The organism is Shimia biformata (assembly GCF_016888515.1).
GTDB lineage: Bacteria > Pseudomonadota > Alphaproteobacteria > Rhodobacterales > Rhodobacteraceae > Shimia_A > Shimia_A biformata.
The window spans coordinates 2462126-2488024 of the sequence record NZ_JAFEJK010000001.1; the positions used below are offsets into that span (position 1 = coordinate 2462126).

Consider the following 25899-nt stretch of genomic DNA (forward strand, 5'->3'; position numbering starts at 1 on the left):
CGTTTGGGCAGGGACGGACGTCACAAAACAGTCTTGCCTGCCTCAAACAAGTTCCCCCCTGAAAAGATCCATCCAGAGTTTTTTGTCTACGCTGCGAACCCGGTTTTCAGTGCTGTCACGATGTCTTCCGCGGATTCCCGTTCGGGGACCGCGCCGACTCCGTGGCCAGCAGACCAAAGGTCGCGCCAACGTTTGACTTCGCCGGTGTCGAGGTTCGATAGGTCGAATTTGCCCTTGGTCGGCAATGCGTCCGGGTCGATCCCCACCCGAACAAAGCTGGGGCGCAGCTTGTTTGCCGGGGCGCCGGTGATGGCGGCAGTACACAGGATGTCGGAAAAGCCGCTATCAACCACCATGTTCTTGTAGTCATCGACGGCCCGGCTTTCATGGGCGGCAAGAAACCGGGTTCCAAGATATGCGAGGTCCGCGCCCATCGATCGAACCGCCCGAATACCGGCACCGCTGCCTATTCCGCCCGCGACAACGATTGGGCCGTCGAAGAACTGCCTTACCTCGCTGACAAACGCAAAGGGGGAAACTGCGCCGGTGTGCCCGCCTGCCCCGGTGCAGACCAGGACCAACCCGTCGGCTCCTCGTTGCGCGGCCTTCAGCGCCAGTGCAGGCGTGTTCACATCGGCAAAGACCAAACCACCATATGCGTGAACCGGCGCGACGACCGGTTCGGGGCTGCCGAGCGCGGTGATTATCAAAGGTACCTTGTGCTTGATACAAACTGCCAGATCATCTTCGAACCGGTGGTTCGAGGGGTGGGTAACGAGGTTGACGGCAACCGCCGCCGCGTCGTCGGCCCCTGCAAGGCCAGCGGCGATATCGCCAAGCCACCCGGACAGTTCATCACTGTTTACCGCATTGAGAGAGGGAAATGCGGCCACCATGCCGGCGCGGCACACCGATGTGACCAGTTCCGGCCCCGAGACGAGGAACATTGGCGCCGCTACAGCCGGAAGAGTGGTGTTCAGGCGTGCACAAAGCTCTTGGCGAAGCTCATATGAACCAAATTTCCCGGTCATCGTGGCAGACCCATCATTTCCGGTATCCACAGCGCACAGGCCGGCACCAGGATCAGGATGATCAGGCGTGCCACATCGGCCAACAAGAACGGAATGATACCGGAATAGATCGTTTTCAGGGACGTGCCGGGCAACATGGTTTTCATCACCAGAACGTTGATCCCGATCGGAGGCGTTACCATGCCGATCTCAATCACGACCACCATGACGACCCCCCACCAAATCGGATCAAATCCCAGTTGCAGGATCACCGGATAGACAAAGGGCATGGTCAGAACCATCGCCGAAATCGTGTCGAAAATTGCGCCCAGGATCACGTAGAGGACCATCAGGAACGCGATGACGACCAGCGGATGAACGTCCAGGTTGCTCAGGAAATTCACCAGCACTTCCGGCAGGAAGGACAGCGTGATGGCATAGCCGAATGTGGTTGCCCCGATTACGATGACATAGATCATCGCGCTGGTGGCGGCTGTTTCGTGAAGCGCCAGCCAGAACTTGCGCCAGGTCATCTCTCCCTTGAACACCGCAATGCCCAGGGCCATGACGGCACCGACGGCTGCGGCTTCCGTCACAGTGAATATCCCCGAGTAGATCCCTCCGGCCACAGTTGCAACCAACAGGATCGTGGTCCACGCATCCCGAATGGCCAGCAAGCGACCACGCCAGCTAACGCGGTCTCCGGCACGTCCTGCCTCGGGGTTAAGCAACAGATACACCTGGATCGCCACAAAATAGGCCAGAACGGCAAGCGCGGCGGGAATGAGGGCTGCGGCAAAGAGGGTCAGAACAAACTTCTCGGTCAGCACCGCGTAGAGCACGAAGATGATCGAGGGCGGCACAAGCATGCCCAGTGTTCCACCTGCGGCAATGGTGCCGCCGGACAGGGCGGGCGCGTACCCGCGTTCCGTCATTTCCTTATAGCTCACCTTGGTCATGGTCGTGACCGTCGCGATCGAAGATCCACTGATCGCGCCGAAACCAGCACAGCCACCAACCGTGGCCATGGCCAAGCCGCCTCGCATATGTCCGACAAAAGCCGCGGCCAGCCTGTAGATATCCTTTGCCATTCCGCCGCCGGACGCAAAGTTCCCCATGAGGATGAATAGCGGGATCAGCGATAGTTCCGTGCTGGAAAGCGCAGAGGCTGCCTCGGTGCCAACCACTGAAAACGCAGCATCGAAATTGCGCAGGATGCCGAATGTTACGATCCCTGCAATACCCATGGCCACGCCGATGGGAATATGCAGGACAATAAGGCCGATCAGAAACAGAAGGCCGCACACGCCAACAAGTTCGTTCGCCATTTTAGAAGTCCTTGGTTGGTTGTGGGTCGACCCGGGTTGCAATGTCGGCAAAGACGACAAGCTGCATCGGAACGCTGATCCAAAGAATGAGGGACGCCGCCCACCAGACAGGGCCGGTCAACAATTTCAGCACCAGTGTGTATTCACCGCTTGAGGTCTTTTCGATGGCCTCCACCGTGACCTGCCAGGCGATAATGGCCAGAAACACCGCCAGAACCAGCGCAGCCACTGAGTCCAGAACCCTGGTCGCCTTTGGCCCCAAGGCCAACCCCAAGAACTTGATGGACACGTGGCGCCGCTGCATGACACCGGTCGGAAAACAGGCCGCCACGACAATAACAATGGCAAGACCGAAGAGATCATGGATGCCAATGAGTGGTTGGTTCAACAACCACCTGCCCAGGACATTCGCGATTGTCAGGATCGCGATACCCAAAAGGGCGAGAATGCCGATCAGCGCCGTAGGCTTACTGATCCAATTGGCCGCTGCTACTAGCTGATTCAATCGACTATTCGACATCGAGATCTCTCCGCTCAGGCTTCGGGATCAGTTCGACGAAGCGGCCAGCGCAGCGCGATAAGCGTCGATCACGTCAGCACCTGCACGTTCGGCCACATCGGCATAAACACCTTGGGTTTTTGCCACCAATTGTTCGATATCCGCGTCGGACGCCTGGACGATTGTCGTGCCGGCTTCGTTGGCGGCTGCAATGATCGTTTCGTTTTGCTCGTTGTAGAAGGTGGCAAGCATCTCCTGCCACTTCTCTCCGGCTTCGGCGAGCAGTGCCTTGCTTTCATCGGAAAGCTCGTCATAGGAGTTTTTGTTCATGCCCAGAAAAAACGGCAGGGTGCCCAAAGGGACATCGTACGAATGGTCGGTCACCTCGGTGATCTTAAAGGTGCTGGCCACGGCCCAATCAGCCAGGGCACCATCCAGTATACCGCGCATGATCGATTCCGGCGTTTCGGTGATCTTTACGTTTTCCGGAACGCCGCCAAGCGCCAGAATAGTGTCCGTCTGGGTGGCGCCGATGGCCCGGAATTTCTTTCCCTTGAGATCCTCAAGCGAAGTGACGGGCGAGCTGGAATGCACAATGTAAGGGTCGGACACCCAAAGCGCCAGAATCTTGACGGTGGACACGTCCGGCAGGCTGCCGTCCTTGTACATCGACCACGCCGCAGCCGAACCCAATACGCCGGATCTTGCCAGACCGGGAAGTCCGAACACGCTGAACTGCGGGTATTCGGACGGGTTACGGCTGGGGATAATCACGGCGATATCCGCAATACCGTCCCGGACGATCTTGTCCTGCTGGTTCGGATCACGGCTGAGCGTGCCACCGGCGAACACACGAAGCGAGAAATCATCTCCCGACCTTTCGTTGACCCAGTCCGCCCAGGGCACCAGCAAATCTTTGACGAAGCCGGAAGCGGCAGGCAGGTATGTCGCAACGTTCATTTCGCGCGCCTGCAACGTGGTTGCCGCCGTCGACATCATTGCCCCCAGCGCCAATCCTGCCGCCGTTGTCTTGATCCAGTGTTTCATTTCGTTTCCTCCATTGAAATGAGTTTATGCGATCTTGGCCGCTTGTGTTGCGAACTTGCGGTCCAGAAATTCGAGTAGGATTGCATTGAAGCCTTCGGCATCTTCCGCCCATCCGAAATGGCCGACATCCTCCATGCAGACATATTCAGAGCCGGCAATCTTGCTGGCCATCTTCTCCATCACCTTGGGCGGCGCGGCATTTGCATCATGCCCGCCTGACATGACCAGCGTTGGCACCGTGATCATGGGCAGCACATCGCGCCCCTCATATTGCGAAATCGCGACGATGGCGGCGCGGAAGGTTTCCTCACGCATCAGGCCGATCACGTCGATCACCCTTTGAAGATTGTCGCCTCCGGCGCCGTTGGCTGTCATCGCGCGCACCATTTTCGGCGCAAGCTGAGGCAGAGTCATTCCATTGTCCAACGGCGCGACCCGGGCACGGACGAATTCCTGCTGCCAGTCCCCGCCTTTGTTGCCAAACGCGGCACTGGTAGCAGAAAGAACCAGCCCGTGAATGACATCGCTGCAATAGCTGTAACAGCGCTGCGCGATCATCCCGCCCATGCTGTGACCCAGCAGGATGTTGGTTGCCGTCCCCTCGGCACGGACCAACTGCTCGGCTGCGCGGGCTGCCAGTTCCACCGTGAAATTTGCAGGAAGGGGGCTGACGCCATAGCCCGGCGCATCCCATGCGACAACGCGATAGCCGGCTGCCGTCAACGACTGAATCTGGCGCAGCCAGTATTCCTTGGCGCCGAACGCGCCGTGCAGAAGGAAAACCGTCGTGTCTCCGGTCCCGCTGACACTGTGATCCGGGATCCTTGGGTTTGCCATCTTTTTCTCCTGATGTGTCATTCTGTTTGATTGGATGCCTTGGATTGCCTGTCGCAGGGTCAGGCGACCGGCACCCGGCCGTGAGTGGTGGTTTGGCCTGCGAAAAAACCAATGTCGCGACACCACCGGCAGACCGCTCGACCCTTGTCGAACTGCCCCCCGAGTGGTGCCGCGGCCGGGGAGGTTCCTGGCGCAGCTTTTGTCACTGCAAAGGCAGACGCGAGCTGGCAGGCAGCTACCTTTAAAATACCTTTGAACCTTAGCTTCCCCATAAACCCAGACTCGCTCGCACTGCCTACCTAACTTCAATTAACGAACCAAAGCCAGAGGCAAATATCAAGTCAAAATTTTCTTCAAAACGGACCAAAGACAGAGGGATTCCTCCAACTATCTATTTTTACTGTGCTTTTTGCGCACATCTTATTGTTCCAGACCGCAAGGGGCCGACTGATCCTGGAGCAAAACGGCTTGACGCAAGTAGAAAAACAGTCTTTCAATTGTAGTTATCACAGAAATTTTTGATCGGACCTCCTGAATATGACTGCACATATAGCTATGATTATTGAAGCAATCCGAACCCCGCGCGGCAAAGGCAAGCCCACCGGGGCTTTGGCTTCCGTCAAGGCTGTCGATCTGCTGGGCGGGCTTTGCAACACACTGCGTGAGCGGCATTCAGGCATCGAAAACCAAGTCGACGACGCGCTGTTCGGCTGTGTTACCCAGGTAAAAGATCAGGGGTCGAATGTCGGCAAGGTCGCCCTGATGCGGGCCAACTGGCCTGCTACGGTGCCTGCGGCCACCATCAACCGATTCTGCGCCTCTGGGCTTACAGCGGTCAACCAGATGGCCGCTCAGGCCAGCATCAACGACACCATCACGCTGGCCGGTGGGGTTGAAATGATGTCGCGCACACCGATGTTCAGCGACGAGGGCGCGATGTTCGCAGACAAGGACGTGGCCCGCTCGGTCGGCTCGGTGCATCCCGGGCTTGGGGCCGATCTTGTTGCGACCCAGCATGACATCAGCCGCGCTGACTGCGATGCTTATGCCGTCCTGTCGCAAAACCGAGCCGAGGCCGCCCGCAAGGCCGGTCGCTACAAGTCGATCATCCCGGTGAAGGACAGTACCGGCGCGGTCATCCTCGATCAGGACGAGACCATCCGAGCAGGCGTCACCGCCGAAGTTCTTTCCCGGCTGGAGCCCGCGTTTGCCGCGATGGGCAGCAAGGGCGGGGATGCCCGGCTGATGGAGCTGTTCCCGGAGTTGAGCCGGATCGACCATGTCCACCACGCGGGAAATGCACCGGCGATGGCAGATGGTGCCGCGCTGGTCCTCCTGGCATCAGAGGCGGCAGCGCAGGCACATGGCCTGACACCTCGAGGACGCATTCTGGCAACCGCCGAAGCCAATGTGGCCATCACCCAGACCGGCGCCGTCGACGCCACCCGCAAGGCGCTGCTCAGAGCGGGCCTGACGCCAGGCGACATCGATCTGTGGGAAGTCCGGGACAGCTTTGCCGCCGTGACATTGCATTACGTGCGCGCGCTCGGCATTGATTTGGACCGCTTCAACGTCAACGGCAGTTCGATCGCGCTTGGCCACCCGATGGGCGCTACCGGCGCCATGCTGATTGGCAGCATGCTTGACGAGATGGAACTTCGCGGGTCGCGATACGGAGTTGCGGCCATTGCAGGTGCGGCGGGGGTTGCGACAGCCACCGTTGTCGAGCGGGTGTGATCCCGCCGCTGCGATAACGGAACCGAGTTTGGTTAGCCGCATGACTCCCAAAACGCTCCCACGGTTCTCGATTCTCAAGGCCATTCAGGTGGTCGGGGATGCGTGGTCACTCAAGATTCTGGTGCGCATATTTCACGGTTGCAGGCGGTTTGCAGAGTTGCAAACCTCACTTCAGATTTCGAAAAGCGCTCTGACATCACGGCTGGATCAGATGATCGGGCACGGATTGCTGCGACGCGCTCCGATCGAGGGCACTAAACGGTTCGAGTTCCGGCTTGACGAAGCCGGACTGGACCTTTGGGAAGTCCTTCTGGCCATCTCCGAATGGGAGCTGAAATGGTTTCCCGAGCATTCGACTGCGCGCCCCCAGCTATTCCACCACGACTGCGGAGAGGTCGTGCGGCCCATTCTGACCTGCAACGCCTGCATGACCGACCTCACGCCATTCAACACGCTGGCGAAACCCGGCCCCGGTGCGGGGTTTGAGCAGTGGGCGCCGCCGCAGTCTCGCAGGCGCGGAAACGCGGCCCTGCGAAGCGGCGATGGCAGCGGCGAGGAAAGCCACACATTGTTGATCTTTGGTGACCGCTGGACTCCGGCAATCCTGGCCACCTGCTTTCGCGGCATGACCCGGTTTAACGCAATCGAATCTTACCTCAAGATTCCCCCGGCGGTTCTGGCCGGTCGCCTGAACGATCTGGAAACGCTCGGCGTCCTCAGGCGTCGCCCGGTTGAGGACGGCGAGTCACAGGAAGAGTTCAGATTGACCCGGAAGGGCCTGGAAATTTTCCCCTATATCGCGATGCTCGCGAAATGGGGGGACAAGTGGATGACCGACCACCACGGCGCTCCGCTGACATTCCATCACTCGGTTTGCAACTGCCAATACACGCCCCTGTTCCGGTGCAGCTGCTGCAACATGCCGCTCAGACGAACGCGGGTTGAATTGCTCTTTGACGAAGGCCAACCGACCCCGCTGCCATAGTTTGGTTCGTAACCGTCCAGGGTGCGGTCACTCGCCCCCTGCCATTTTCCTCAGGGCAACCATATCCGGCTTCCCACCCGCGGCCCGCGGTATGCGCTCGGCGATTTCAAGGAACTCGGGCAGCTTGAACACCGACACCCGCCGATCATTCTTGAGATAGCTGTTCAGCCCCTCAAGCGTCAGTGTTTTGCCCGGACGCAGCACGACCACGGCACAGACCTGCTGACCCAGCTTCTTGCTGGGCCGTCCGACAATGGCGGCTTCCTTGACAGAAGGATGGTCCGCCACCAGCGCCATGATCTCTTCGGCCGATATGTTCAGGCCACCGCGCACGATCAGGTTTTTCGATCGTCCGACAAATCGCAGGAAACGCCCCTCGGGGCCGGTATAGCGAAACAGGTCGCCGGTCTTGTAAAAACCATCATCTGTAAACGCATTCTTCGTGCGCTCGGGCGCATCCAAATAGCCGGAAAACAGGGTCGGACTGACAAATTCAAGTTCGCCTGTGACTCCGGCTTCGGTGACTTCTTCACCGGTCTCCGGATCAGCCAGCCGCGTCTTGATTCCATTGCCGGTCGCAAGCCGAGACTCGAACCGCCCGCCAAAGGCCGGGAAGGATGTCGCGCGCAGATCCGGGTCATCGACGTCCTGCTCCGAGGAATAGAGCATCGCACCTTCACTGCTGCCATAGACATTTACGATATCAATCCCGTAGCGCAGCTTGAACTCAGTGACGACATTGGCGCTCAGGGCTTCGGAACCTGACGTGATATGGTGCAACCGGCCAAGGTCTACCGGGTCGCCTGCGTCATCGCGCTGAAGGATCATGTGCAGGATTGCGGGCGGGCAACTGGTGTATTCCGGTTTTTCGTCGGCGATCTGCTGAAGAAACACATCCATGTCAAACGGGTGGTGCAACACGAGACGCGCCCCCTGATACAGCCACGGTATCAAACCCGTCGTGATCCCGCCCGCCGTGTTCAGCATGCGGGGCGACAGAATACAGCCGCCATCGGGCAATCCCGCAAGATCATGCAAAAACAGTCCAAGACCGGCGCAAGCCCGGTGCGTTTTGGGTACGGCTTTCGGCTCGGCCTCGGAGCCGGACGTGAAAATGATCAGGGCAAGCGTATCTGCGGTTGGCCGGAAACGGGCATCCAGTTCGGCCAGCCTCTCGGCCTGCCCCGGACGGTCCTCGTCCAGCCATTCATCCAGCGAAATGACCCCCTCGGGCAGGTTGCTGCCAAAAGCCATCACAACGGCGCCCTCCCCCAGGTCCGACGCCAGTCCCGCAAGCATTTCAGCATTTGCATGGCAACCAAGGCGGTCGAACCCGACAAAGGCGGCCGGCTTCGCCATGCCTGCAATCTTTGTGAGTTCGTATTCGCGATACTGGATGGGGACCGGCGCCACCACAGCGCCAATGCGAATTATGGCCAGTTGCAGCAGGATGGTTTCATGAATCGTAGGCGCAGGCGTTACAATAACCTGCCCAGGCAAGATCCCCGCAGACAAAAGAGCATGCGCCAGCCGGTTAACGCGCTCTTCCACGTCGCGCCACGTAAGCCGAGCAGGAGTCCCGCCGGTGATTTTCTGCCGGTTTGGCGGGTCGATCAGGGCGAGCTCTTGCGCACGACCCTTCTGCCGCCCCAAAAGCTCTGGAACGTAAAGAACTTCAAACTGCTTACTCTTTCCCAACAAGGGATTCGCCCGATCCATCTGATCTTCCATATTTATTTAGTACAATAACAGTAGCACATTTGACCGCACAGGCAACAAAAAATGCGTCGCGACCGCACTGCACCAGAGCCGATTTCGCGGATTTACACACAAGAACAGGCAGGAATCAGGCATAAACCATTAAAGTCGTCGGGGCGCAGCGCGTCAGGCCAGCCCGAATTTATCATTTCTCTTGACGTAGCAACGTCGATACTACATTTATTGTATTAACAACCATAACCCAAGTGTCGACCTGAAGGTTCCGCCAGGCGCTTCGTCCCCCGGAGACACCAGACAGATTGCACTTGCGCTGAACCGGGCTCCGTAACTATCGCCAGGACGGATCGCCTGCATGTCTACCGGCCAACACGCCACGCGATCTAGGAGGAAAGATGCTGGACATTTTCGATCACGGTCACTCAACTCTGAAGTTTCCGAATGACAATCCCTATCTGAACGGCGCCCACAAGCCGATCGAGCTGGAATACACCGCCAAGGGACCGGACCTGCAAGTGATCGGCGAAGTGCCGAAAGACCTGCAGGGCATGTATGTCCGCAACGGCCACAACCAGGTGCATGATCCGATCGGTAAATACCACCCCTTTGATGGCGACGGCATGCTGCATGCGATCTGGTTTAACGAGGGCAAGGTGGAATATCGCAATCGCTATACTCGCACGACCGGTTTCCTGGCCGAACAGGCCGCCGGAAAATCGCTCTGGCCCGGCATTATCGAACCCAAGAAATACGGCCGCCGCGGTTGGGGCAGCATCGGCAAGATGAAAGACAACTCCGGCACGGATGTGGCGGTTCACGCAGGCAAGATCATCGTGGCCATGTCGCAATGTTCGGAAGGATATCGTCTTGACCCGCTGACGCTCGAAACGCTCGGGCCGGACGAAGACTGGAGCCAGGTTCTCGGAGATCGCGGCATTTGTTCGCATTTCAAGGTCGACGAAGTCACCAACCACATGATGTTCTTCAACTTCTCGGAAACCGCCCCTTACATGCACTACGGCGTTGTCGATGGGGACAACAACCTTGTGCATTACGTGCCGATTGATCTGCCTGGCCCGCGCTGGCCACATGACATGGGCATGACCGAGAACTACTCGATCCTGCACGACCTGCCGATGTTCTTCGATCCCGAACGGCTCAAACAAGGCAGCCACAGGCTGCATTTCCACCGCGACATGCCCGCCCGTTTCGGCGTCATTCCGCGTTTCGGCACCAGCGAAGATGTCAAATGGTTCGAAGCAGAGCCCTGCTACATCCTGCACCTGTCCAACAGCTATGAGGAAGGCGACTGGGTCATCATGGACGGCTGCATCATGACCAACCCCCTGCCCGACATGAGCGACCTGTCGCCCGAGGGTTATGACCGTCTGTGCCGGATGCTGGACATGCACACCACAGGAACCCGCATGCACCGCTGGCGCTTCAACATGAAGACGGGGGAATGCAGGGAAGAACAGCTTGACGACCAGATCTCGGAATTCCCGATGGTCAACGGGCGCGTTCATGGCCGCCCCTATCGCTATAGCTACAACGCCCTGCCCCAACCGGGCGAGTGGCTGCTGGACGGGATCAAGAAATTCGATCTGCAAACCGGCAAGACCGAAACCTTTATGATGCCCAAGGGTCAGTTCGTATCCGAGGCGCCCTTTGCACCGCGCATCAATTCCAAGGGCGAAGATGACGGGTATCTGGTGACGTTCGTGACCAATGTCGAAACAGGCAAAGGCGAATGCGCCCTGTTTGATGCACAAAACATTGGCGATGGCCCGATTTGCCGGGTAATCATGCCTTACCACATCCCAACGGGCGCGCATGCGTTCTGGGCTGGGGCGGACCTTCTGCGCGAAGGCGGCGTCAGCTTGGGATAGTACCCAAGACCACGGCACCAGGCCGGTCTGCACAAGGAGTCCGGCCTGTGGCTGCAAAGATGATCCCCAAATTCTCGGTCCTTCGGGCCATTCGAGTGGTCGGGGACGCATGGGTTCTGCGAATTCTGCACGAGGCATTTCGCGGCACGACCCGGTTTTCCGACTGGCAGGCAAATCTTGGCATCCCGCCTACGGTGCTGTCCAACCGGCTGGACAGCCTTGTGGCCTGCGGCATCCTTGGCAAAACCGGGACGGGCCGTCGGAACGAATATGTGCTGGACGAGGCTGGGCTGGATCTTTGGGAGGTTCTGCTCGCAATCCGGTCCTGGGAGATCTCGACGCAACCCGGCAAAGATCACGTTCGTCCTTTTCTGACGCACCTGACATGTGGCGAAACCTGCGAGCCCGTGCTGTGCTGTTCCAGCTGCACCGGCACCCTGACCCCCTTCAATACCTTCGCCCAAAAGGGACCAGGTGCCGGGTTCGAGGCCAAGAGCACGACCCAATCCCGCCGAAGAGGGGCCGCCGCGCTAAGACAGGAAACCGAGCTTTCGATCAACACCGAAACGCTGCTTTGCCTCGGGGACAGCTGGACCCCAGCCATTATCGCAACGGCCTTTCGCGGATTTCACCGGTTCAGCGAGTTCGAATCCTATCTTGGGATTCCGCCGCTTCTGTTGTCTGAACGTCTCAAGGAACTCGTCAGCATGGGTGTCCTGACCCGCAAGATGAAAGACGGCAGCGAGGGCGTTCGCCTGACGCAAAAGGGTTTGGCACTGTTTCCCTATATCTCCATGCTGGCAAAATGGGGCGACACCTGGCTGGACGACGGAAGCGGCGTACCGCTTACCTTTCATCACCACGACTGCGGTTGCCAATACACGCCGGTGTTCCGCTGTAGCAAATGCAATGGTCGCCTGCACCGCCGCCAGATCAAACTGGCCTGACACGGGAACCGTCAGACGGTTTCGAACATTTGCAAACGCCGAAGCCGCCGGAAGCGGGGCATTGCCCCCTGCCGTCGTCGGAATGGCAGGTGGGAAATCTCAACTCGAATGTTGAGCCAACCGCCGGTTTCTTGCAAATCCGCATTTCCGAAGTCCCTCATGGCAGCGCCAAACCTCTGCCACCAAAAGCGGACAGGTTCGCTGGTCGCATAAATGCCGCGTTGGTGTAGGAGATCCTCCACATTGCCGGGAGAAAGCGGGAAACGGACATCCAGCACACCACAGGACAGATGATTTGGGCCAAGTGCGGAGGCAACGGAACGGCGATTTCATTTGAACAAAGCGACGCTGCGAAACCAACCCAGCCATCCCACTGACTGGACCATGGTCACAGTTCTCAGGCGGCGGACACGGGCGGCGTCATGTCCGGTTGGTGTATCGCGCGGCGATGCGAGTCAATTGCTGAAAGCATAGCCCGAGATCATGTGACGCAGCCCGAGGGCAGCACCGGCGAAAATCGCGGCAAAGGTCACGGGCGCGCTGTAGGCCAGCAGTGAAAAGGCCGAGATCCCCTGCCCCACGCTGCATCCGACGGCAAGAATCGCGCCCGGCCCCATGATCGCGGCGCCGAGGATCTGCCGCTTGAGCTCGCGCGGGTCCTCGCAGGCTTCCCAGCGGAAATGCCCTTTGGACCACGAGCCAAGCATCGCTCCCAGGAATACGCCGGTGACCGAACCGACACTGAAAGACAGCGTATTCCCCGAGGCGGTCATCAGGTAGAACATCGTATCACCCAGCGGCGCGGCAAAGGTGTGGGTCTGCACCGGCTCGCCGTCAAATCCGGTTGCGCTGACCCAATAGGTTCCCAGCCAGCCCGACAGCACGGCAAGGCCAACACTCGCGCCCCAAAGCACCTGCCGGGGATTCCTGCGGAAATCGCGGCCGGACAGGGCGAATAGGACGATGGCGCCGCCAACGGCAATGCCAATTTGCCAGGCCGGAATGCCAGTCTTGCGCATGGCGAGGTCGGAAAGGCTCTGCGACGGGGCAATCCCGGTCTCAACCGGAAATAGCCAGACCCGCAGATGTGCGAGCGGGCCTGACATGACGATATAGGCCGACAGGCCAAGCACGATGATGATTACGAAGGACCGCAGGTCGCCGCCCCCGAGCCGGGCGAGCGCGCCATAGCCGCAATTGCCGCTGATCGCCATGCCATAGCCGAACAAAAGCCCACCGATAACCGAGCCAAGCGGGTTCCAGGTCTGGTTCACGTAAGGCGACTGCGATACGTCCAGCCAGCCCCCGCCCATCGCCACATGGGCACCGATGATTGCAACTCCGATCGCGATGGCCCACATCCGCAGACGCCTGTCGTCCTGTGCATAGAGATAGTCCTCGATCGCGCCGAGCGTGCAAAACCGGCCGATCCGCGCCGCCAGCCCAAGAACCAGCCCACCAAGAAGGCCGATCAGGGCAACGGCATTGGCATCCCCCAGTGTCTCAAGCATGTCGAAGTCGCCTCGGGGTCATTTCCATCGGGAACCTGTCAGTCATCGCGGCAGAAAAGATCGTAGACAACTTCGAGGATGCGGGTCGAGCGATCATCAGCGAGGCTGTAGAAGATTGTTTTTCCTTCGCGTCTGGTTTGCACCAGTCCTTCGAAGCGCAACCGGGCAAGTTGCTGCGACACCGCCGCCTGACGCGCCGACAGCATCTCTTCCATCTGCATCACCGACTTTTCGCCCGATGCAAGGTAGCACAGGATCATCAGCCGCCCCTCGTGGCTGATCGCCTTCAGGAAATTGGACGCTGTCTGAGCATTCTGCATCATCTTGTCGAGGTCTTCAGCACACATGTCGGGTGTGAAAACCGGAAGGTTCTGCGCAGTCTGGGCCACAATTGCCTCGTTTGGTCTGATTTCAGATTCTGACACTTTACTGCCTTTGTATTCTATTATCCAGATGTGAGCGGAAACAGGTTTTTTCCACCCGTATGGTTCCCCGTATGTATCTCGGAGAGAGCCCCAAGGTGGTCATTCAGCATACGCCCCAAAAGTCCCCAGAAGAAGTCTTCGCCGGGGTAGCCCTCGATCCGCCCGACCTCGGAGCCGTCGTCCAAAAGGACAAATGTGGGCGTGAAGACCAACGGACGTGAAACAGCCACACCGTCCGGAAGCGGCGCGTGAATATCGACCCGCCGGAGCGGCGCGGCGCGGCCCTCGGGCGTTTTTGGATAGATTTCCGAAATCTCGCGGTCCCAGCGTGCGCACCAAACACAACCCCGCTCCTCCACCATCAACAAGGTCAGTTCCGCCAGCGCGGGCGCAGGAAGAACCGCCAGCAAAACGGCAAACAGTCGGGACAGGTGCGGGCGCATGGTCGGCTCCGATTGACGGGGTATGATTGCGTCAGTTAACGTCATCACAAATTCGTATGTTTGAATTATAATGCATCAGGACCGCTTTGACCATGCTTGATATCTCACTGGCGGCTGCGCTGATCGCAGGGCTTCTGTCGTTCCTGTCGCCCTGCATCCTGCCGATCGTGCCCTTCTACCTGAGCTATCTGGCTGGCGTCGGAATGCAACAGATATCAGCAGAGGCGCAGGTGCCGCCCGACGTCCGCCGTCGGGCGATCATTTCAGCTTGTTCCTTCGCCGCCGGAATCATCACGGTTTTTGTGGCGCTAGGAGCGTCGGCCTCGTTGCTTGGCCAATGGGTGCGCACCTATTTTGATGTGCTGCGCCTTGTCGCCGCCGCCGTGATCATTGCAATGGGGCTGCATTTCCTTGGCGTCATCCGGGTCGGGTTCCTTTACCGGCAGTTCCGCGCCGACATCGGCGACACGCACAAGGCAGGTATCCTCGGCAGCTATGTTATCGGACTTGCTTTCGCCTTTGGCTGGACGCCCTGTGTCGGCCCGGTACTGGCAGCGATCCTGTTTACCGCCGCGGGCACCGAAACGGCGGGCCGTGGGGCGCTTCTTTTGCTGACATATGGCGTCGGGATGACCGCGCCCTTCGTGCTGGCGGCCATGTTCATCGGACCTTTTATGCGCTGGACGGCCCGTTTCCGCCGCCATCTGGGGGTCATCGAAAAACTCATGGGGGTGCTTCTGATCCTGTTTGGCATTCTGATCGGCACCAACCTGATGAACGTGATCGCCCAATGGATGCTGGATTACTTGCCCTGGCTTGGCGCCATAGGCTGAATGAGAGGAAGATGGACATGCGATTGATGGCTATGGCTTTGGCGCTGATGCTGCTGGGGGCAATGCCCCTTGCCGCCGCCGAGATGGGTGACGATGGGCTGCACAAGACGCACTGGATGCGGGACACGTTCAAGGACCTGCGCGAAGATCTCGCCGAGGCCAATGCCGAGGGCAAGCGGCTGGTGCTGTTCGTCGAGCAGCAGGGCTGCATCTACTGCAAGAAGATGCATGAAGAGGTTTTCCCGCAACCCGACCTTTCGCAACTGATCGAGGACAACTTCTTCGTGGTCCAGTTCGACCTGCATGGCAGCACCACGGCGACGGATTTCGATGGCGACGAATCCGAGCAGCGCGACCTCGCCCGCAAGTGGGGAATCCTGTTCACCCCAACCCTGATCTTCCTGCCCGAAGAGGTTCCCGAAGATCAGACGGCGGCGGAATCCGCCGTCGCGATCATGCCCGGTGCCTTCGGCAAAAGCACCACGCTCGACTTCTTCACATGGGTTCTTGAAAAGCGCTATGCGATTGAGAACGGCGAAGATTTCCAGCGCTACCACGCCCGCCGCATTCAGGAACGCAGCGCCGCCGGAAGTGACTGACACAAGCGCGACACATAATAAAATTCACGCTTTTGAATTTGTTGTTGCGTTCTTCCCGCCCGGTGCCCTACGGTATGCAAAGCGACCCAGCGAACGGACGGGAAGCGATGGGAGGAAACATGAAGCTATTCACAGTATCACTGGCGTCGGCTCTGACCGCCGGCATGGCATTTGCAGGGGGCGTCGCCCCACAGGACGTTGTTTTCGGCGAATATGGCGAGGTCGAAGTCTCGCTTTCCGGGGTGGCAGGAGATCCGGCACGCGGGGCCGAGGTCTATGGCTCGAAGAAGCTGGGCAACTGTGTCGCCTGCCACGAGATCACAACCCAGAATGTCGCCTTTCCCGGAAATGTCGGCCCTGCGCTTGACGGAGTGGCCGACCGTTGGAACCAGGCTGAACTGCGCGGCATCCTCAGCAATTCGAAGAAGACCTTCGAGGGCACAATCATGCCCGCCTATTACAAGGTCGACGGCTTTGTCCGCCCCGGCAAAGCCTATACCGGCAAGGCTGCTGACGGACCGCTGGACCCGCTTCTCAGCGCGCAAGACATAGAAGATGTAGTCGCCTTCCTCATGACCCTGAAGGACGAGTGAAGGCTTCCCTGAACAAGGAGAGAAAGATGGAGTTTTCCAGACGTGATTTTCTGGCCATCGGGGCCGGTTCGGCTGTGGCGCTTGCCCTTCCGCTGCCGGCGATGGCCAGCCTGTCGGACGACGCGATTGCCGCTTTTACCGGCGGCGCCGAGATCGGTGAAGGCGGGCTTGAGCTGATTGCCCCCGAAATTGCCGAGAACGGCAACACGGTGCCGATCGAAGTCAACGCCCCGGGCGCGGTGTCGATCCTGGTGCTGGCCACCGGAAACCCGACCCCCGGCGTGGCGACATTCAATTTCGGCGCACTTGCGGCAAATCAGGCTGCATCGACCCGCATTCGGCTGGCCGGAACGCAGGATGTGGTGGCCGTGGCCAAGATGGCCGACGGCAGCTTCGTCAAGGCGTCGGCAACCGTAAAAGTGACCATCGGCGGCTGCGGCGGCTAAGTTAAGGAGAACAGGACATGGCTTCTGATGCAAAACCCCGCGTAAAAGTCCCGAAAACGGCCGCGGCCGGAGAGACGATCACCATCAAGACCCTGATCAGCCACAAGATGGAATCCGGTCAGCGCAAGGATGGCGACGGCAACCTTATTCCCCGTTCGATCATCAACCGCTTTACCTGCGAGTTCAACGGAGAGTTGGTCGTCGATGTCGAGATGCACCCCGCGATCTCGACCAACCCATATTTCCAGTTCGACGCGATCGTACCGGAAGCCGGTGAGTTCAAGTTCACCTGGTACGACGACGATGGTGATGTCTACGGCACTACCAAGAAAATCGCCATCGGCTGAGGGCTGGCCCCGCTGACAAGACGCACACCCGTCCCCGTTTCGGGGATGGGGGGACCTAGGGAGGAAATGCGATGAAATTCAAGGCAATGACAGCAATTGCCGCCGTGATCTTGACGGTCCCGATGTGGGCCGCGGCAGATCCTGATGACGACAACCTGATCCTGAACGGTGAAACCGAGATGACCACCAAAGCGGCGGCGCCGGCGCATCTGGCGGATGTCATGGACGAGGTCATGTCAGGCTGGCACTTCCGGTCGGACGAGACCCAGATGATGCAGGCCGATGACTTCGACAACCCCGGCATGGTGTTTGTCGAGAACGCTATGAACGCCTGGAACACCGCCGAAGGAAGTGAGGGGAAATCCTGCGCCGACTGCCACGGCGATGTGGCGGATATGGCGGGTGTGAAGCCGACCTATCCCAAGTGGAACGAGGATGCCGGCGCGGTCCGCACCCTGCAGATGCAAGTCAATGCCTGTCGCACCGAACGCATGGGCGCCGACGCGTGGAAGTACGATGGCGGCGACGCAATCGAAATGGAGGCGCTCTTGTCGTCAGTCTCGCGCGGGATGCCTGTGGATGTCGCCATCGACGGCCCGGCGCAGAAGACATGGGAAATGGGCAAGGAACTCTATTACACCCGCACTGGCCAGCTTGAGCTGAGCTGCGCGAATTGCCACGAGGACAATTATGGCAACATGATCCGCGCCGACCACCTGAGCCAGGGACAGATCAACGGCTTCCCGACCTACCGGCTGAAAAACGCCAAACTGAACGGCGTCCACAGCCGCTTCAAGGGCTGCGTACGGGACACCCGTGCGGAAACGTACAAGCCCGGTTCGCAGGAGTTCATAGCGCTTGAACTTTATGTCACCTCGCGTGGCAACGGCCTGTCGGTCGAAGGTCCGTCGGTCCGCAACTAACCCACCTGCCCGCGCCTTCCACGAGGGCGCGGGTTTCTTTTCTCATATACATTCATTTTTGTGAATGTTAAAAAGAAGGCCTATCCGATGATATCCCGTCGCGATTTTCTTCAGGTTTCCATGGCGGCATCCGCCATCGTGGGTGCAAGCGGTTTCGGACGCTGGTCGCAATTGGCGGCACAGCAGGCGCTGACGCAGGATCAACTGCTTGAGTTCGAGACCTTCGGAAACATCAGCCTGATCCATGTCACCGATATCCACGGGCAATTGAAACCGATCTATTTCCGCGAGCCTTCGGTGAATATCGGTGTCGGCAACAACAGCGGAGCCGTGCCGCATATCACCGGGGCCGATTTCCGCAGGGCCTATGGCATTGCCGATGGCAGCGCCTCGGCTTATGCACTGACATACAACGATTTTTCCGCCCTGGCGCAGACTTATGGCCGGGTTGGTGGCATGGACCGCGTTGCCACCGTTGTCAACGCCATCCGCGCCGACCGCCCTGACGCCCTGCTGCTGGATGGAGGCGACACGTGGCACGGTTCCTACACCTGCCATCACACACAGGGCCAGGACATGGTCAACGTGATGAACGCGCTGAAGCCGGACGCGATGACTTTCCACTGGGAGTTCACGCTTGGCTCAGATCGGGTGAACGAGATTGTCGAGGGCCTGCCATTTGCCGCCCTTGGTCAGAATATCTTTGACGCCGAGTGGGATGAGCCCGCCGAGTTGTTCAAGCCCTACAAGTTCTTCGACCGCGGCGGCGCCAAGGTCGCGGTGATCGGTCAGGCCTTCCCCTACATGCCCATTGCCAACCCTGGCTGGATGTTCCCGGAATATTCGTTCGGCATCCGCGACGAACACATGCAGGAGATGGTGGACGAGGTCCGCGACGCAGGCGCGGACGTGGTCGTGGTCCTGAGCCACAACGGATTCGACGTGGACAAGAAGATGGCCGGTGTCGTTTCGGGCATCGACGTGATCCTGTCAGGCCACACCCATGACGCCCTGCCCGAGCCAGTTCTCGTGGGTCAGACCCATATCATCGCCAGCGGCTCGAACGGCAAGTTCGTCAGCCGCGTCGATCTGGATGTGCGCGACGGGCAGCTGATGGGCCTCAGGCACAAGCTGATCCCGATTCTCAGCGACGTGATCGCCCCCGACCCGATGATGCGCGCCCTGATCGACAACGAACGCGCCCCGCATGAGGCCGCCCTGCGCGAAGTGCTGGGTCAGACCGACGGCACGCTTTACCGGCGCGGCAACTTCAATGGCACATGGGACGACCTGATCTGCGACGCGCTGCTTTCGGAACGCGACGCCGAGATCGCCATGAGCCCCGGCGTGCGTTGGGGGCCCAGCCTTATCCCCGGCGACGACATTACCCGCGAGGATGTCTGGAATGTCACTTCGATGAGCTATGGCGCGGCCTATCGCACTGAAATGACAGGAGAGTTCATCAAGGTGATCCTGGAAGATGTCGCCGACAACATCTTCAACCCCGATCCCTATTACCAGCAGGGCGGCGACATGGTCCGCATCGGCGGCATGGGCTATCGCATCGACGTGAACCAGCCGCAGGGCAGCCGCATCAGCGACATGACGCTGCTATCCTCGGGCGAGGCGATCGACCCCGCAAAATCCTATGTCGTCGCGGGCTGGGCTTCTGTCAACGAAGGCACCGAAGGTCCGCAGATCTGGGACGTGGTGGAAAGCCATATCAAGAAACTCGGGACCGTGTCGGCCACGCCGCGCGACACCGTAACCGTTGTGGGGGCGTAATGGCCCGTTACAGAAACACACTGAATTGAGGAGACAGAGCCGAATGTCTGGACACTCCAAGACCACGAAACCCTCGCGCCGGCAGTTTCTGACCGGGGCCGCCGCTGTCAGCGCCAGCGCGGTTGCCGCTGGCACGGCGCGCGCGGCGGGCGATCCGCTGATCACGCAGGTGCAGGACTGGGCGCAGGCCACGGGCGATGGCGTCGATGCCACGCCTTATGGCCTGCCGATCGAGTTTGAAGGCGACGTGGTGCGCCGCAATGTCGAATGGCTGACCGCCGACACGATCTCGTCGATCAACTTCACGCCAATCCACGCGCTGGACGGCACGATCACGCCGCAGGGCTGTGCATTTGAGCGCCATCACTCGGGTGCGATCGAGTTGCGCAAGGACGATTACAGGTTGATGATCAATGGCTTGGTCGACACGCCTCTGGTGTTTTCCTATGCCGACCTGGAACGGTTCCCGCGCGAGAACCACGTTTATTTCTGCGAATGCGCGGCGAATACCGGCATGGAATGGGCGGGTGCGCAGCTGAATGGCGCGCAATTCACCCACGGCATGATCCACAACATGGAGTATTCCGGCGTGCCGCTGCGGGTGCTGCTGGAAGAGGCCGGGCTGGATACAGCCGGAGAGCTTGCCGACAAATGGGTCTATGTCGAGGGCGCGGACGCGTCTTCGAATGGTCGTTCGATCCCCATGGAAAAGGCGCTGGATGACGTGCTGGTGGCATTCAAGGCCAATGGCGAGGCACTGCGGAAAGAGCATGGCTATCCCGTTCGGCTGGTTGTGCCGGGCTGGGAAGGCAACATGTGGATCAAGTGGCTGCGGCGCATCGAGGTCACTGCCCAACCCATTGAATCGCGTGAAGAAACCAGCAAATACACGGACACGCTTGCCGATGGCACCAGCCGCAAATGGACATGGGTGATGGATGCGAAATCCGTTGTCACCTCACCCAGCCCGCAGGCACCGATCACACACGGTCTCGGTCCGTTGGTCATTACCGGGCTTGCGTGGTCGGGACGGGGCGCGATTACTGGCGTGGACGTGTCCACCGATGGCGGCAAGACTTGGCAGGAGGCGCGTCTGGCCGCGCCCGGCACCGACAAGGCGCTGACCCGCTTCTACCTGGATATCAACTGGAACGGTGAAGAAATGCTGCTGCAAAGCCGCGCGCGCGACTCGTCGGGCTATGTCCAGCCGACCAAGGCGCAACTGCGCGAGGTGCGCGGGCTGAACTCGATCTATCACAACAACTGCATCCAGACATGGTGGGTGAAAGCAAACGGAGAGGCGGAAAATGTCGAAGTGTCTTGAGATTGCCGCAACAGCCCTTGTCGCCTCGGGTCTTTTGGCGGCACCGGTTGCGGCTGAGAAATTCGGCCTTGGCCGCGCTGCCACACCTGACGAGATCGCGGCATGGGACCTTGACGTAGCACCCGACGGGACCGGGTTGCCGCAGGGGTCCGGCGACGTGTTCACCGGCGAGGAAGTCTTTGCGGAAAAATGTGCCATTTGCCACGGCGATTTTGCCGAAGGTGTTGATAACTGGCCGAAACTGGCGGGCGGCATGGACACGCTGGACCACGAAGATCCGCTCAAAACGGTCGGGTCCTACTGGCCTTATCTTTCAACGGTTTGGGACTATGTGAACCGCTCGATGCCTTTCGGGAACGCCCAATCACTGACGGCTGACGAGGTCTATGCGATCACCGCCTATATCCTCTATTCCAATGACCTCGTCGATGACGAGTTCGAGTTGAACCATGAGAATTTCATTGATGTCGAGTTACCCAATGCGGGTGGGTTCATCATCGACGACCGGGAAACCGCCGAGGCGCATTTCTGGACCGATGAACCCTGCATGACCAACTGCAAGGACAGCGTCGAAATCACCATGCGGGCCGCCGTTCTGGATGTGACGCCCGAAGAGGATGACAACTCTGACGACACTGCGCAGGCTGCATCGCCCGTCGAAGAACCTCGGGCGCCGGTGGAAACCGCCGCGCTTGACCCTGCCCTTGTCGAACAGGGCGAAAAGGTCTTCAAGAAGTGCAAGTCCTGCCACCAGCTGGGCGACGGCGCAAAGAACAAGACCGGCCCGATCCTGACCGGTATCGTTGATGCTCCGATCGCGCATGTCGAGGGCTTCAAATACTCCAAACCCATGCAGGCACTGGGCGAAAACGGAGCCGTCTGGACCGAAGCGGAACTTGCCGCTTTTCTGGCCAAGCCCAAGGCCTATCTGAAGGGCACCAAGATGTCTTTTGCCGGTCTGAAGAAAGAAGACGATATCGCCGCCGTCCTTGCGTATCTGCAAAGCGTCGAGTGACGCGATGCGTGGCTGGGCCCCTCTCGTTCTGCTGGCTGTCCTGACCGGGTCAGCCACATTCGCCGAGGAAACGGCGATCGGGATCGGGGACCCGGCGCGAGGCGAGCGATTGTTCCAGCAAAGCTGCGGCAGTTGCCATCAGGTCGGCGACGGGGCGACGCATGGAACAGATGAGGGCGCAGGCCCGCATCTGAACAATATCTTCGACCGCAAGATCGCGCAGTTCGCCGACTTCAGCTATTCCGAAGGCATCAACCGCGCCCGGCGTGACGGGATGGTCTGGAACCTTGGCAATCTCGACGCCTACCTGACCAATCCAAAGCTTCTGGTGTCCGGCACGAACATGAATTTCCGCGGCATGGAGGACGCAGGTGACCGGGGTGACGTTCTGGCCTTTCTGCGCCAGTTTTCCTCCAGCCCGCAGGACATTCCCGAGGCCGCGCCAACCGCATTGAAACAAGAGGTGGTCCTTGGCCCCGAAGTGCTCAGCATCGTCGGCGACCCAGATTACGGCGAGTATCTTGCCGCCGAATGCACCACCTGCCACCGACGAGACGGCGATTACCAGGGCATTCCGGCGATCACCGGCTGGTATGAAGAGGATTTTGTCCTCGCGATGCATGCCTACAAACGGCAGATCCGCCCGCACCCGGTCATGCAGATGATGGCCGGACGTTTGTCGGACGAGGAAATCGCGGCACTGGCAACCTATTTCGCGGCGCTCGAGTAAACCTCGGGCGCCTTCATTTTTTGGAGGAGACACAATGAAATTCAACAGACGAGGTTTCATCGGCACCGGGATGGCCGCGACCGCAGTGGTTGGCGCGCCAATGCTCATGGCCGAGGGAAAACCACGCGTTGTTGTTGTTGGCGGTGGTGCCGGCGGGGCCACGGCCGCGCGATACATCGCCAGAGACAGCAAGGGCGCGATTGACGTTACCCTGGTCGAACCCTCGCGAAGCTACTACACGTGTTTCTTTTCCAATCTCTACATCGGCGGCTTCCGTGAAATGGCGTCGCTGGCGCATAGCTACGGCAAGCTGGCTTCGGAAACCGGCGTCAATGTCGTGCATGACTGGGCCATCGGAATCGACCGCGATGCGCGGACCGCGACGCTGGCCGGGGGCGCAGTGCTGCCCTACGATCGGCTGGTCCTGTCGCCGGGTATTGATTTTGTCGAAGACGCCGTTCCGGGTTGGGACATCCGCCAACAGAACAGGATGCCGCACGCTTACAAGGCCGGGTCGCAGACCGAACTGCTGAAGGCCCAGATCGAAGCGATGCCACAGGGCGGCACATTTGCGATGGTGGCCCCGCCCAACCCGTTCCGCTGTCCGCCCGGACCTTATGAGCGCGTGTCAATGGTGGCGCACCTGTTGAAAGAGAAAAACCCGACCGCCAAGATCCTCATCGCCGACCCCAAGAACAGTTTTTCGAAAATGGCATTGTTCCAGGAAGCCTGGGGCCGGTACTACGACGGTATGATCGATTGGATCGGGCCAGATTTCGGCGGTGGCGATGTATCGGTCAACGCGGAAGATATGACTTTGACCATTGACGGTGAGGTCACCAAGGTCGATGTCTGCAATGTCATCCCGGCCATGAAGGCGGGCCGGATTTGCGCGCTTGCTGGCATAACCGAGGGCAACTGGGCACCGGTGATCGGTCATACGATGCAAAGCCGAATTGACCAGAACATCCACGTGCTTGGCGACGCCAGCGCCCAGGGTGACATGCCGAAGTCCGGCTTTGCCGCCAACAGCCAGGCGAAGGTCGCGGCGATGGCCATCCGGGGGGCGCTGACGGGAAGCAAGGTTTTCCCGGCCAAGTTCTCGAACACCTGCTGGTCGCTTCTGGCAACCGAAGACGGCGTCAAGGTGGGTGCCACCTACGAGGCGACGGATGAGAAAATCGCGAAGGTCGACGGCTTTGTCAGCCAAACGGGTGAAAACACCGAAATGCGCCGCGCGACATACGAGGAATCGCTTGGTTGGTACGCGGGCATTACGTCCGACATCTTCGGCTAAGCGCCGCGCGGGGGCGCGTCCCCATCGCGCGGCCTCGCGCCCATCAATTTTCTAGCACAAGGAGAGACACATGAAACACCTGTTTACAGTCGCCACAATCGCAACGCTTTCTGCCGGTGCCCTGATGGCCGAAGACGCCATCACAGTACCCTTTGACGGCAGTTTCGAAGACGCCACTTTCGCGGTAGAGTCAGCAATCATCGGCAAGGGTCTGGTGATCGATTATGTCAGCCATGTCGGTGACATGCTGAACCGCACCGGCGCCGATGTTGGCAGCGCGGTCAAAATCTTCGACGCGGCGGATATCTTCCTGTTCTGCTCGGCCCAGGTCTCGCGCGAGGTGATGGAGGCCGACCCGATGAACATTCAGCACTGCCCCTATGCGATCTTTGTGACCTCGCGCGACGGCGACGTGCAAATCGGACATCGCGATTATCCCGAAGGTCCGATGGACAAGGTCGAGGACTTGCTAATGGCGATCGTGGCGGACGCCGCCGGGAACTAGGCGGTCGGTCCGACCCGATTGACCAATCTCAAGGACGTTCCCTTACCGGCGCGTGAAAAGAAGTGCGATGGAAACGGTACTGGATACAATCGGCAGCGCGGCGACACTGGCTTTCGCCGGTGTCCTTGTCGGCGTGGTCTTCGGGGCTTCCGCGCAACGCTCGCAATTCTGCCTGCGGGCCTCAACGGTCGAAGTTGCCGAAGGCCGGCTGGGACCACGGCTGGCCGTCTGGCTGGTTGCCTTTACAAGCGCCCTGCTTGCGGTTCAGACCCTGGTTCTGATCGGGTGGCTGGACCTGTCGGAAAGCCGCGCCATTGCATCCGTCGGCAGCCTCAGCGGTGCGATCATCGGTGGGCTTATGTTCGGGGCGGGCATGATCCTCGCGCGCGGCTGCGTATCGCGCCTTCTGGTGTTGGCCTCGGGTGGCAACCTGCGTGCACTGATCACAGGACTGGTGGCAACGCTGGCGGCGCAGGCCTCGCTTGGCGGGCTTCTGAGTGGCCCGCGCGAGATCGTGGCGGGACTCTGGACGATCCCCGGCGGATCGGCGCGTGATCTTGCCGCGCTTGTCGGCCTCTCTACGTCCGTCGTGGTAGGCATGGCCGCCATCGGATTTGGGCTGGCGCTGGCCTTTTCCATGCGCAAGGGCGTTCCGGGCGGCAGGATTGTCGCCTCAATCCTTGTTGGCCTGGCGGTCGCCATGGGCTGGGCGCTGACCTTCGCAATTTCCCAAGCCTCGTTTGATGTTGTGCCAGTCTCGTCCGTCACCTTCACCGGACCGGCCACTGATACGCTGATGGCGCTGGTCACCGAACCCCGGATCACCCTGTCTTTTGGCCTTGGGCTTGTGCCGGGTGTCGCCGTCGGCGCCGCCATTGCGTCGGCCCTTGCCGGGGAATGGAAAATCCAACGGTTTGGACCGGAGAAGCCGATGGAGAGCTACCTGGTCGGCGCGGTACTGATGGGCTTCGGAGCAATGCTGGCAGGAGGTTGCGCGGTGGGGGCCGGCATGTCGGGAGGCGCGGCGCTGTCGTTGACCGCATGGCTGGCCGTGATGTCGATGTGGGTGGGCGCGATGGCGACCCACCGCATCCTGCAAAGCACGCCTGCCCTGCAGCGGCTTTAGCT

Annotated in this window: 26 protein-coding genes and 1 pseudogene; 17 read left to right on the plus strand and 10 right to left on the minus strand. The window is 59.8% G+C overall.

Annotation, left to right across the window (positions count from 1 at the left end):
• Positions 1 to 86 precede the first annotated feature (86 nt).
• The 5 genes from JQ863_RS12025 to JQ863_RS12045 all read right to left on the minus strand — a co-directional run bounded on the left by JQ863_RS12025 (position 87) and on the right by JQ863_RS12045 (position 4721).
• Entirely contained in the window at positions 87 to 947 is an 861-nt protein-coding gene (locus JQ863_RS12025; RefSeq protein ID WP_239113274.1) for an NAD(P)H-dependent flavin oxidoreductase, read from the minus strand.
• 80 nt (positions 948 to 1027) lie between these two features.
• Positions 1028 to 2338, minus strand: a complete 1311-nt coding sequence (locus JQ863_RS12030; RefSeq protein WP_204114505.1) for a TRAP transporter large permease — start codon at positions 2336 to 2338, stop codon at positions 1028 to 1030.
• A gap of 1 nt (position 2339) precedes the next feature.
• Complete coding sequence (locus JQ863_RS12035) at positions 2340 to 2858, minus strand: TRAP transporter small permease (protein ID WP_204114506.1); 519 nt, start codon at positions 2856 to 2858, stop codon at positions 2340 to 2342.
• A gap of 27 nt (positions 2859 to 2885) precedes the next feature.
• A complete protein-coding gene (locus tag JQ863_RS12040) occupies positions 2886 to 3884 on the minus strand; it encodes a TRAP transporter substrate-binding protein (protein ID WP_204114507.1) in 999 nt (332 codons plus the stop codon).
• Between the two features lie 24 nt (positions 3885 to 3908).
• Positions 3909 to 4721 (minus strand): alpha/beta fold hydrolase, encoded by an 813-nt coding sequence (locus JQ863_RS12045; protein ID WP_204114508.1) that lies wholly within the window; start codon positions 4719 to 4721, stop codon positions 3909 to 3911.
• A gap of 555 nt (positions 4722 to 5276) precedes the next feature.
• Here JQ863_RS12045 and JQ863_RS12050 point away from each other — a divergent pair.
• Both JQ863_RS12050 and JQ863_RS12055 read left to right on the plus strand, forming a co-directional pair.
• Positions 5277 to 6458, plus strand: a complete 1182-nt coding sequence (locus JQ863_RS12050; RefSeq protein WP_204114509.1) for an acetyl-CoA C-acyltransferase — start codon at positions 5277 to 5279, stop codon at positions 6456 to 6458.
• Between the two features lie 40 nt (positions 6459 to 6498).
• Positions 6499 to 7443 (plus strand): winged helix-turn-helix transcriptional regulator, encoded by a 945-nt coding sequence (locus tag JQ863_RS12055; protein ID WP_204114510.1) that lies wholly within the window; start codon positions 6499 to 6501, stop codon positions 7441 to 7443.
• A gap of 27 nt (positions 7444 to 7470) precedes the next feature.
• Here JQ863_RS12055 and JQ863_RS12060 read toward each other — a convergent pair whose 3' ends face one another.
• Entirely contained in the window at positions 7471 to 9174 is a 1704-nt protein-coding gene (locus JQ863_RS12060) for a class I adenylate-forming enzyme family protein (protein ID WP_338055520.1), read from the minus strand.
• Positions 9175 to 9554: 380 nt separating this feature from the next.
• On the opposite strand from JQ863_RS12060, the gene JQ863_RS12065 reads away from it, so the two are divergent.
• Both JQ863_RS12065 and JQ863_RS12070 read left to right on the plus strand, forming a co-directional pair.
• Positions 9555 to 11048: a carotenoid oxygenase family protein gene (locus JQ863_RS12065; RefSeq protein ID WP_204114512.1), complete on the plus strand. Its 1494-nt coding sequence runs from the start codon at positions 9555 to 9557 to the stop codon at positions 11046 to 11048.
• Positions 11049 to 11107: 59 nt separating this feature from the next.
• On the plus strand, positions 11108 to 11995 hold the full coding sequence (locus JQ863_RS12070; protein WP_204114513.1) for a winged helix-turn-helix transcriptional regulator: 888 nt from the start codon (positions 11108 to 11110) through the stop codon (positions 11993 to 11995).
• A 14-nt stretch (positions 11996 to 12009) separates the two neighbouring features.
• Here JQ863_RS12070 and JQ863_RS19625 read toward each other — a convergent pair.
• The 4 genes and pseudogenes from JQ863_RS19625 to JQ863_RS12085 form a co-directional block, all read right to left on the minus strand.
• A pseudogene (locus JQ863_RS19625) lies at positions 12010 to 12328 on the minus strand (hypothetical protein); the annotation flags it as partial.
• A 122-nt stretch (positions 12329 to 12450) separates the two neighbouring features.
• Positions 12451 to 13506, minus strand: coding sequence for a YeeE/YedE family protein (locus JQ863_RS12075; RefSeq protein ID WP_204114514.1), 1056 nt, complete (start codon positions 13504 to 13506; stop codon positions 12451 to 12453).
• Positions 13507 to 13544: 38 nt separating this feature from the next.
• On the minus strand, positions 13545 to 13853 hold the full coding sequence (locus JQ863_RS12080) for an ArsR/SmtB family transcription factor (protein ID WP_204115150.1): 309 nt from the start codon (positions 13851 to 13853) through the stop codon (positions 13545 to 13547).
• Positions 13854 to 13951: 98 nt separating this feature from the next.
• Entirely contained in the window at positions 13952 to 14374 is a 423-nt protein-coding gene (locus JQ863_RS12085) for a thioredoxin domain-containing protein (protein ID WP_239113276.1), read from the minus strand.
• Between the two features lie 92 nt (positions 14375 to 14466).
• Here JQ863_RS12085 and JQ863_RS12090 point away from each other — a divergent pair, with 92 nt between their 5' ends.
• The 13 genes from JQ863_RS12090 to JQ863_RS12150 all read left to right on the plus strand — a co-directional run bounded on the left by JQ863_RS12090 (position 14467) and on the right by JQ863_RS12150 (position 25897).
• A complete protein-coding gene (locus JQ863_RS12090; protein WP_204114515.1) occupies positions 14467 to 15207 on the plus strand; it encodes a cytochrome c biogenesis CcdA family protein in 741 nt (246 codons plus the stop codon).
• 17 nt (positions 15208 to 15224) lie between these two features.
• A complete protein-coding gene (locus JQ863_RS12095) occupies positions 15225 to 15806 on the plus strand; it encodes a thioredoxin family protein (RefSeq protein WP_204114516.1) in 582 nt (193 codons plus the stop codon).
• Between the two features lie 119 nt (positions 15807 to 15925).
• Entirely contained in the window at positions 15926 to 16399 is a 474-nt protein-coding gene (gene soxX, locus JQ863_RS12100; RefSeq protein ID WP_204114517.1) for a sulfur oxidation c-type cytochrome SoxX, read from the plus strand.
• A gap of 26 nt (positions 16400 to 16425) precedes the next feature.
• A complete protein-coding gene (gene soxY, locus JQ863_RS12105; protein ID WP_204114518.1) occupies positions 16426 to 16845 on the plus strand; it encodes a thiosulfate oxidation carrier protein SoxY in 420 nt (139 codons plus the stop codon).
• A gap of 17 nt (positions 16846 to 16862) precedes the next feature.
• A complete protein-coding gene (gene soxZ, locus JQ863_RS12110) occupies positions 16863 to 17192 on the plus strand; it encodes a thiosulfate oxidation carrier complex protein SoxZ (RefSeq protein WP_204114519.1) in 330 nt (109 codons plus the stop codon).
• Positions 17193 to 17263: 71 nt separating this feature from the next.
• Positions 17264 to 18115, plus strand: coding sequence for a sulfur oxidation c-type cytochrome SoxA (gene soxA, locus JQ863_RS12115; protein ID WP_204114520.1), 852 nt, complete (start codon positions 17264 to 17266; stop codon positions 18113 to 18115).
• 87 nt (positions 18116 to 18202) lie between these two features.
• Complete coding sequence (soxB, locus tag JQ863_RS12120) at positions 18203 to 19900, plus strand: thiosulfohydrolase SoxB (protein WP_204114521.1); 1698 nt, start codon at positions 18203 to 18205, stop codon at positions 19898 to 19900.
• Between the two features lie 43 nt (positions 19901 to 19943).
• Positions 19944 to 21224: a sulfite dehydrogenase gene (gene soxC, locus JQ863_RS12125; protein ID WP_204114522.1), complete on the plus strand. Its 1281-nt coding sequence runs from the start codon at positions 19944 to 19946 to the stop codon at positions 21222 to 21224.
• Positions 21208 to 22239 carry a c-type cytochrome gene (locus tag JQ863_RS12130; protein WP_204114523.1) on the plus strand — a complete coding sequence of 344 codons (1032 nt, stop codon included), beginning with the start codon at positions 21208 to 21210 and terminating at the stop codon, positions 22237 to 22239. The genes soxC and JQ863_RS12130 overlap by 17 nt, the downstream gene beginning before the upstream one ends.
• A 4-nt stretch (positions 22240 to 22243) precedes the next feature.
• Positions 22244 to 22969, plus strand: a complete 726-nt coding sequence (locus JQ863_RS12135; RefSeq protein ID WP_204114524.1) for a c-type cytochrome — start codon at positions 22244 to 22246, stop codon at positions 22967 to 22969.
• A 34-nt stretch (positions 22970 to 23003) separates the two neighbouring features.
• On the plus strand, positions 23004 to 24266 hold the full coding sequence (locus tag JQ863_RS12140; RefSeq protein WP_204114525.1) for an NAD(P)/FAD-dependent oxidoreductase: 1263 nt from the start codon (positions 23004 to 23006) through the stop codon (positions 24264 to 24266).
• 70 nt (positions 24267 to 24336) lie between these two features.
• Positions 24337 to 24771, plus strand: coding sequence for a DUF302 domain-containing protein (locus JQ863_RS12145; protein ID WP_204114526.1), 435 nt, complete (start codon positions 24337 to 24339; stop codon positions 24769 to 24771).
• A 67-nt stretch (positions 24772 to 24838) separates the two neighbouring features.
• Positions 24839 to 25897 (plus strand): YeeE/YedE family protein, encoded by a 1059-nt coding sequence (locus JQ863_RS12150; protein ID WP_204114527.1) that lies wholly within the window; start codon positions 24839 to 24841, stop codon positions 25895 to 25897.
• Positions 25898 to 25899 lie beyond the last annotated feature (2 nt).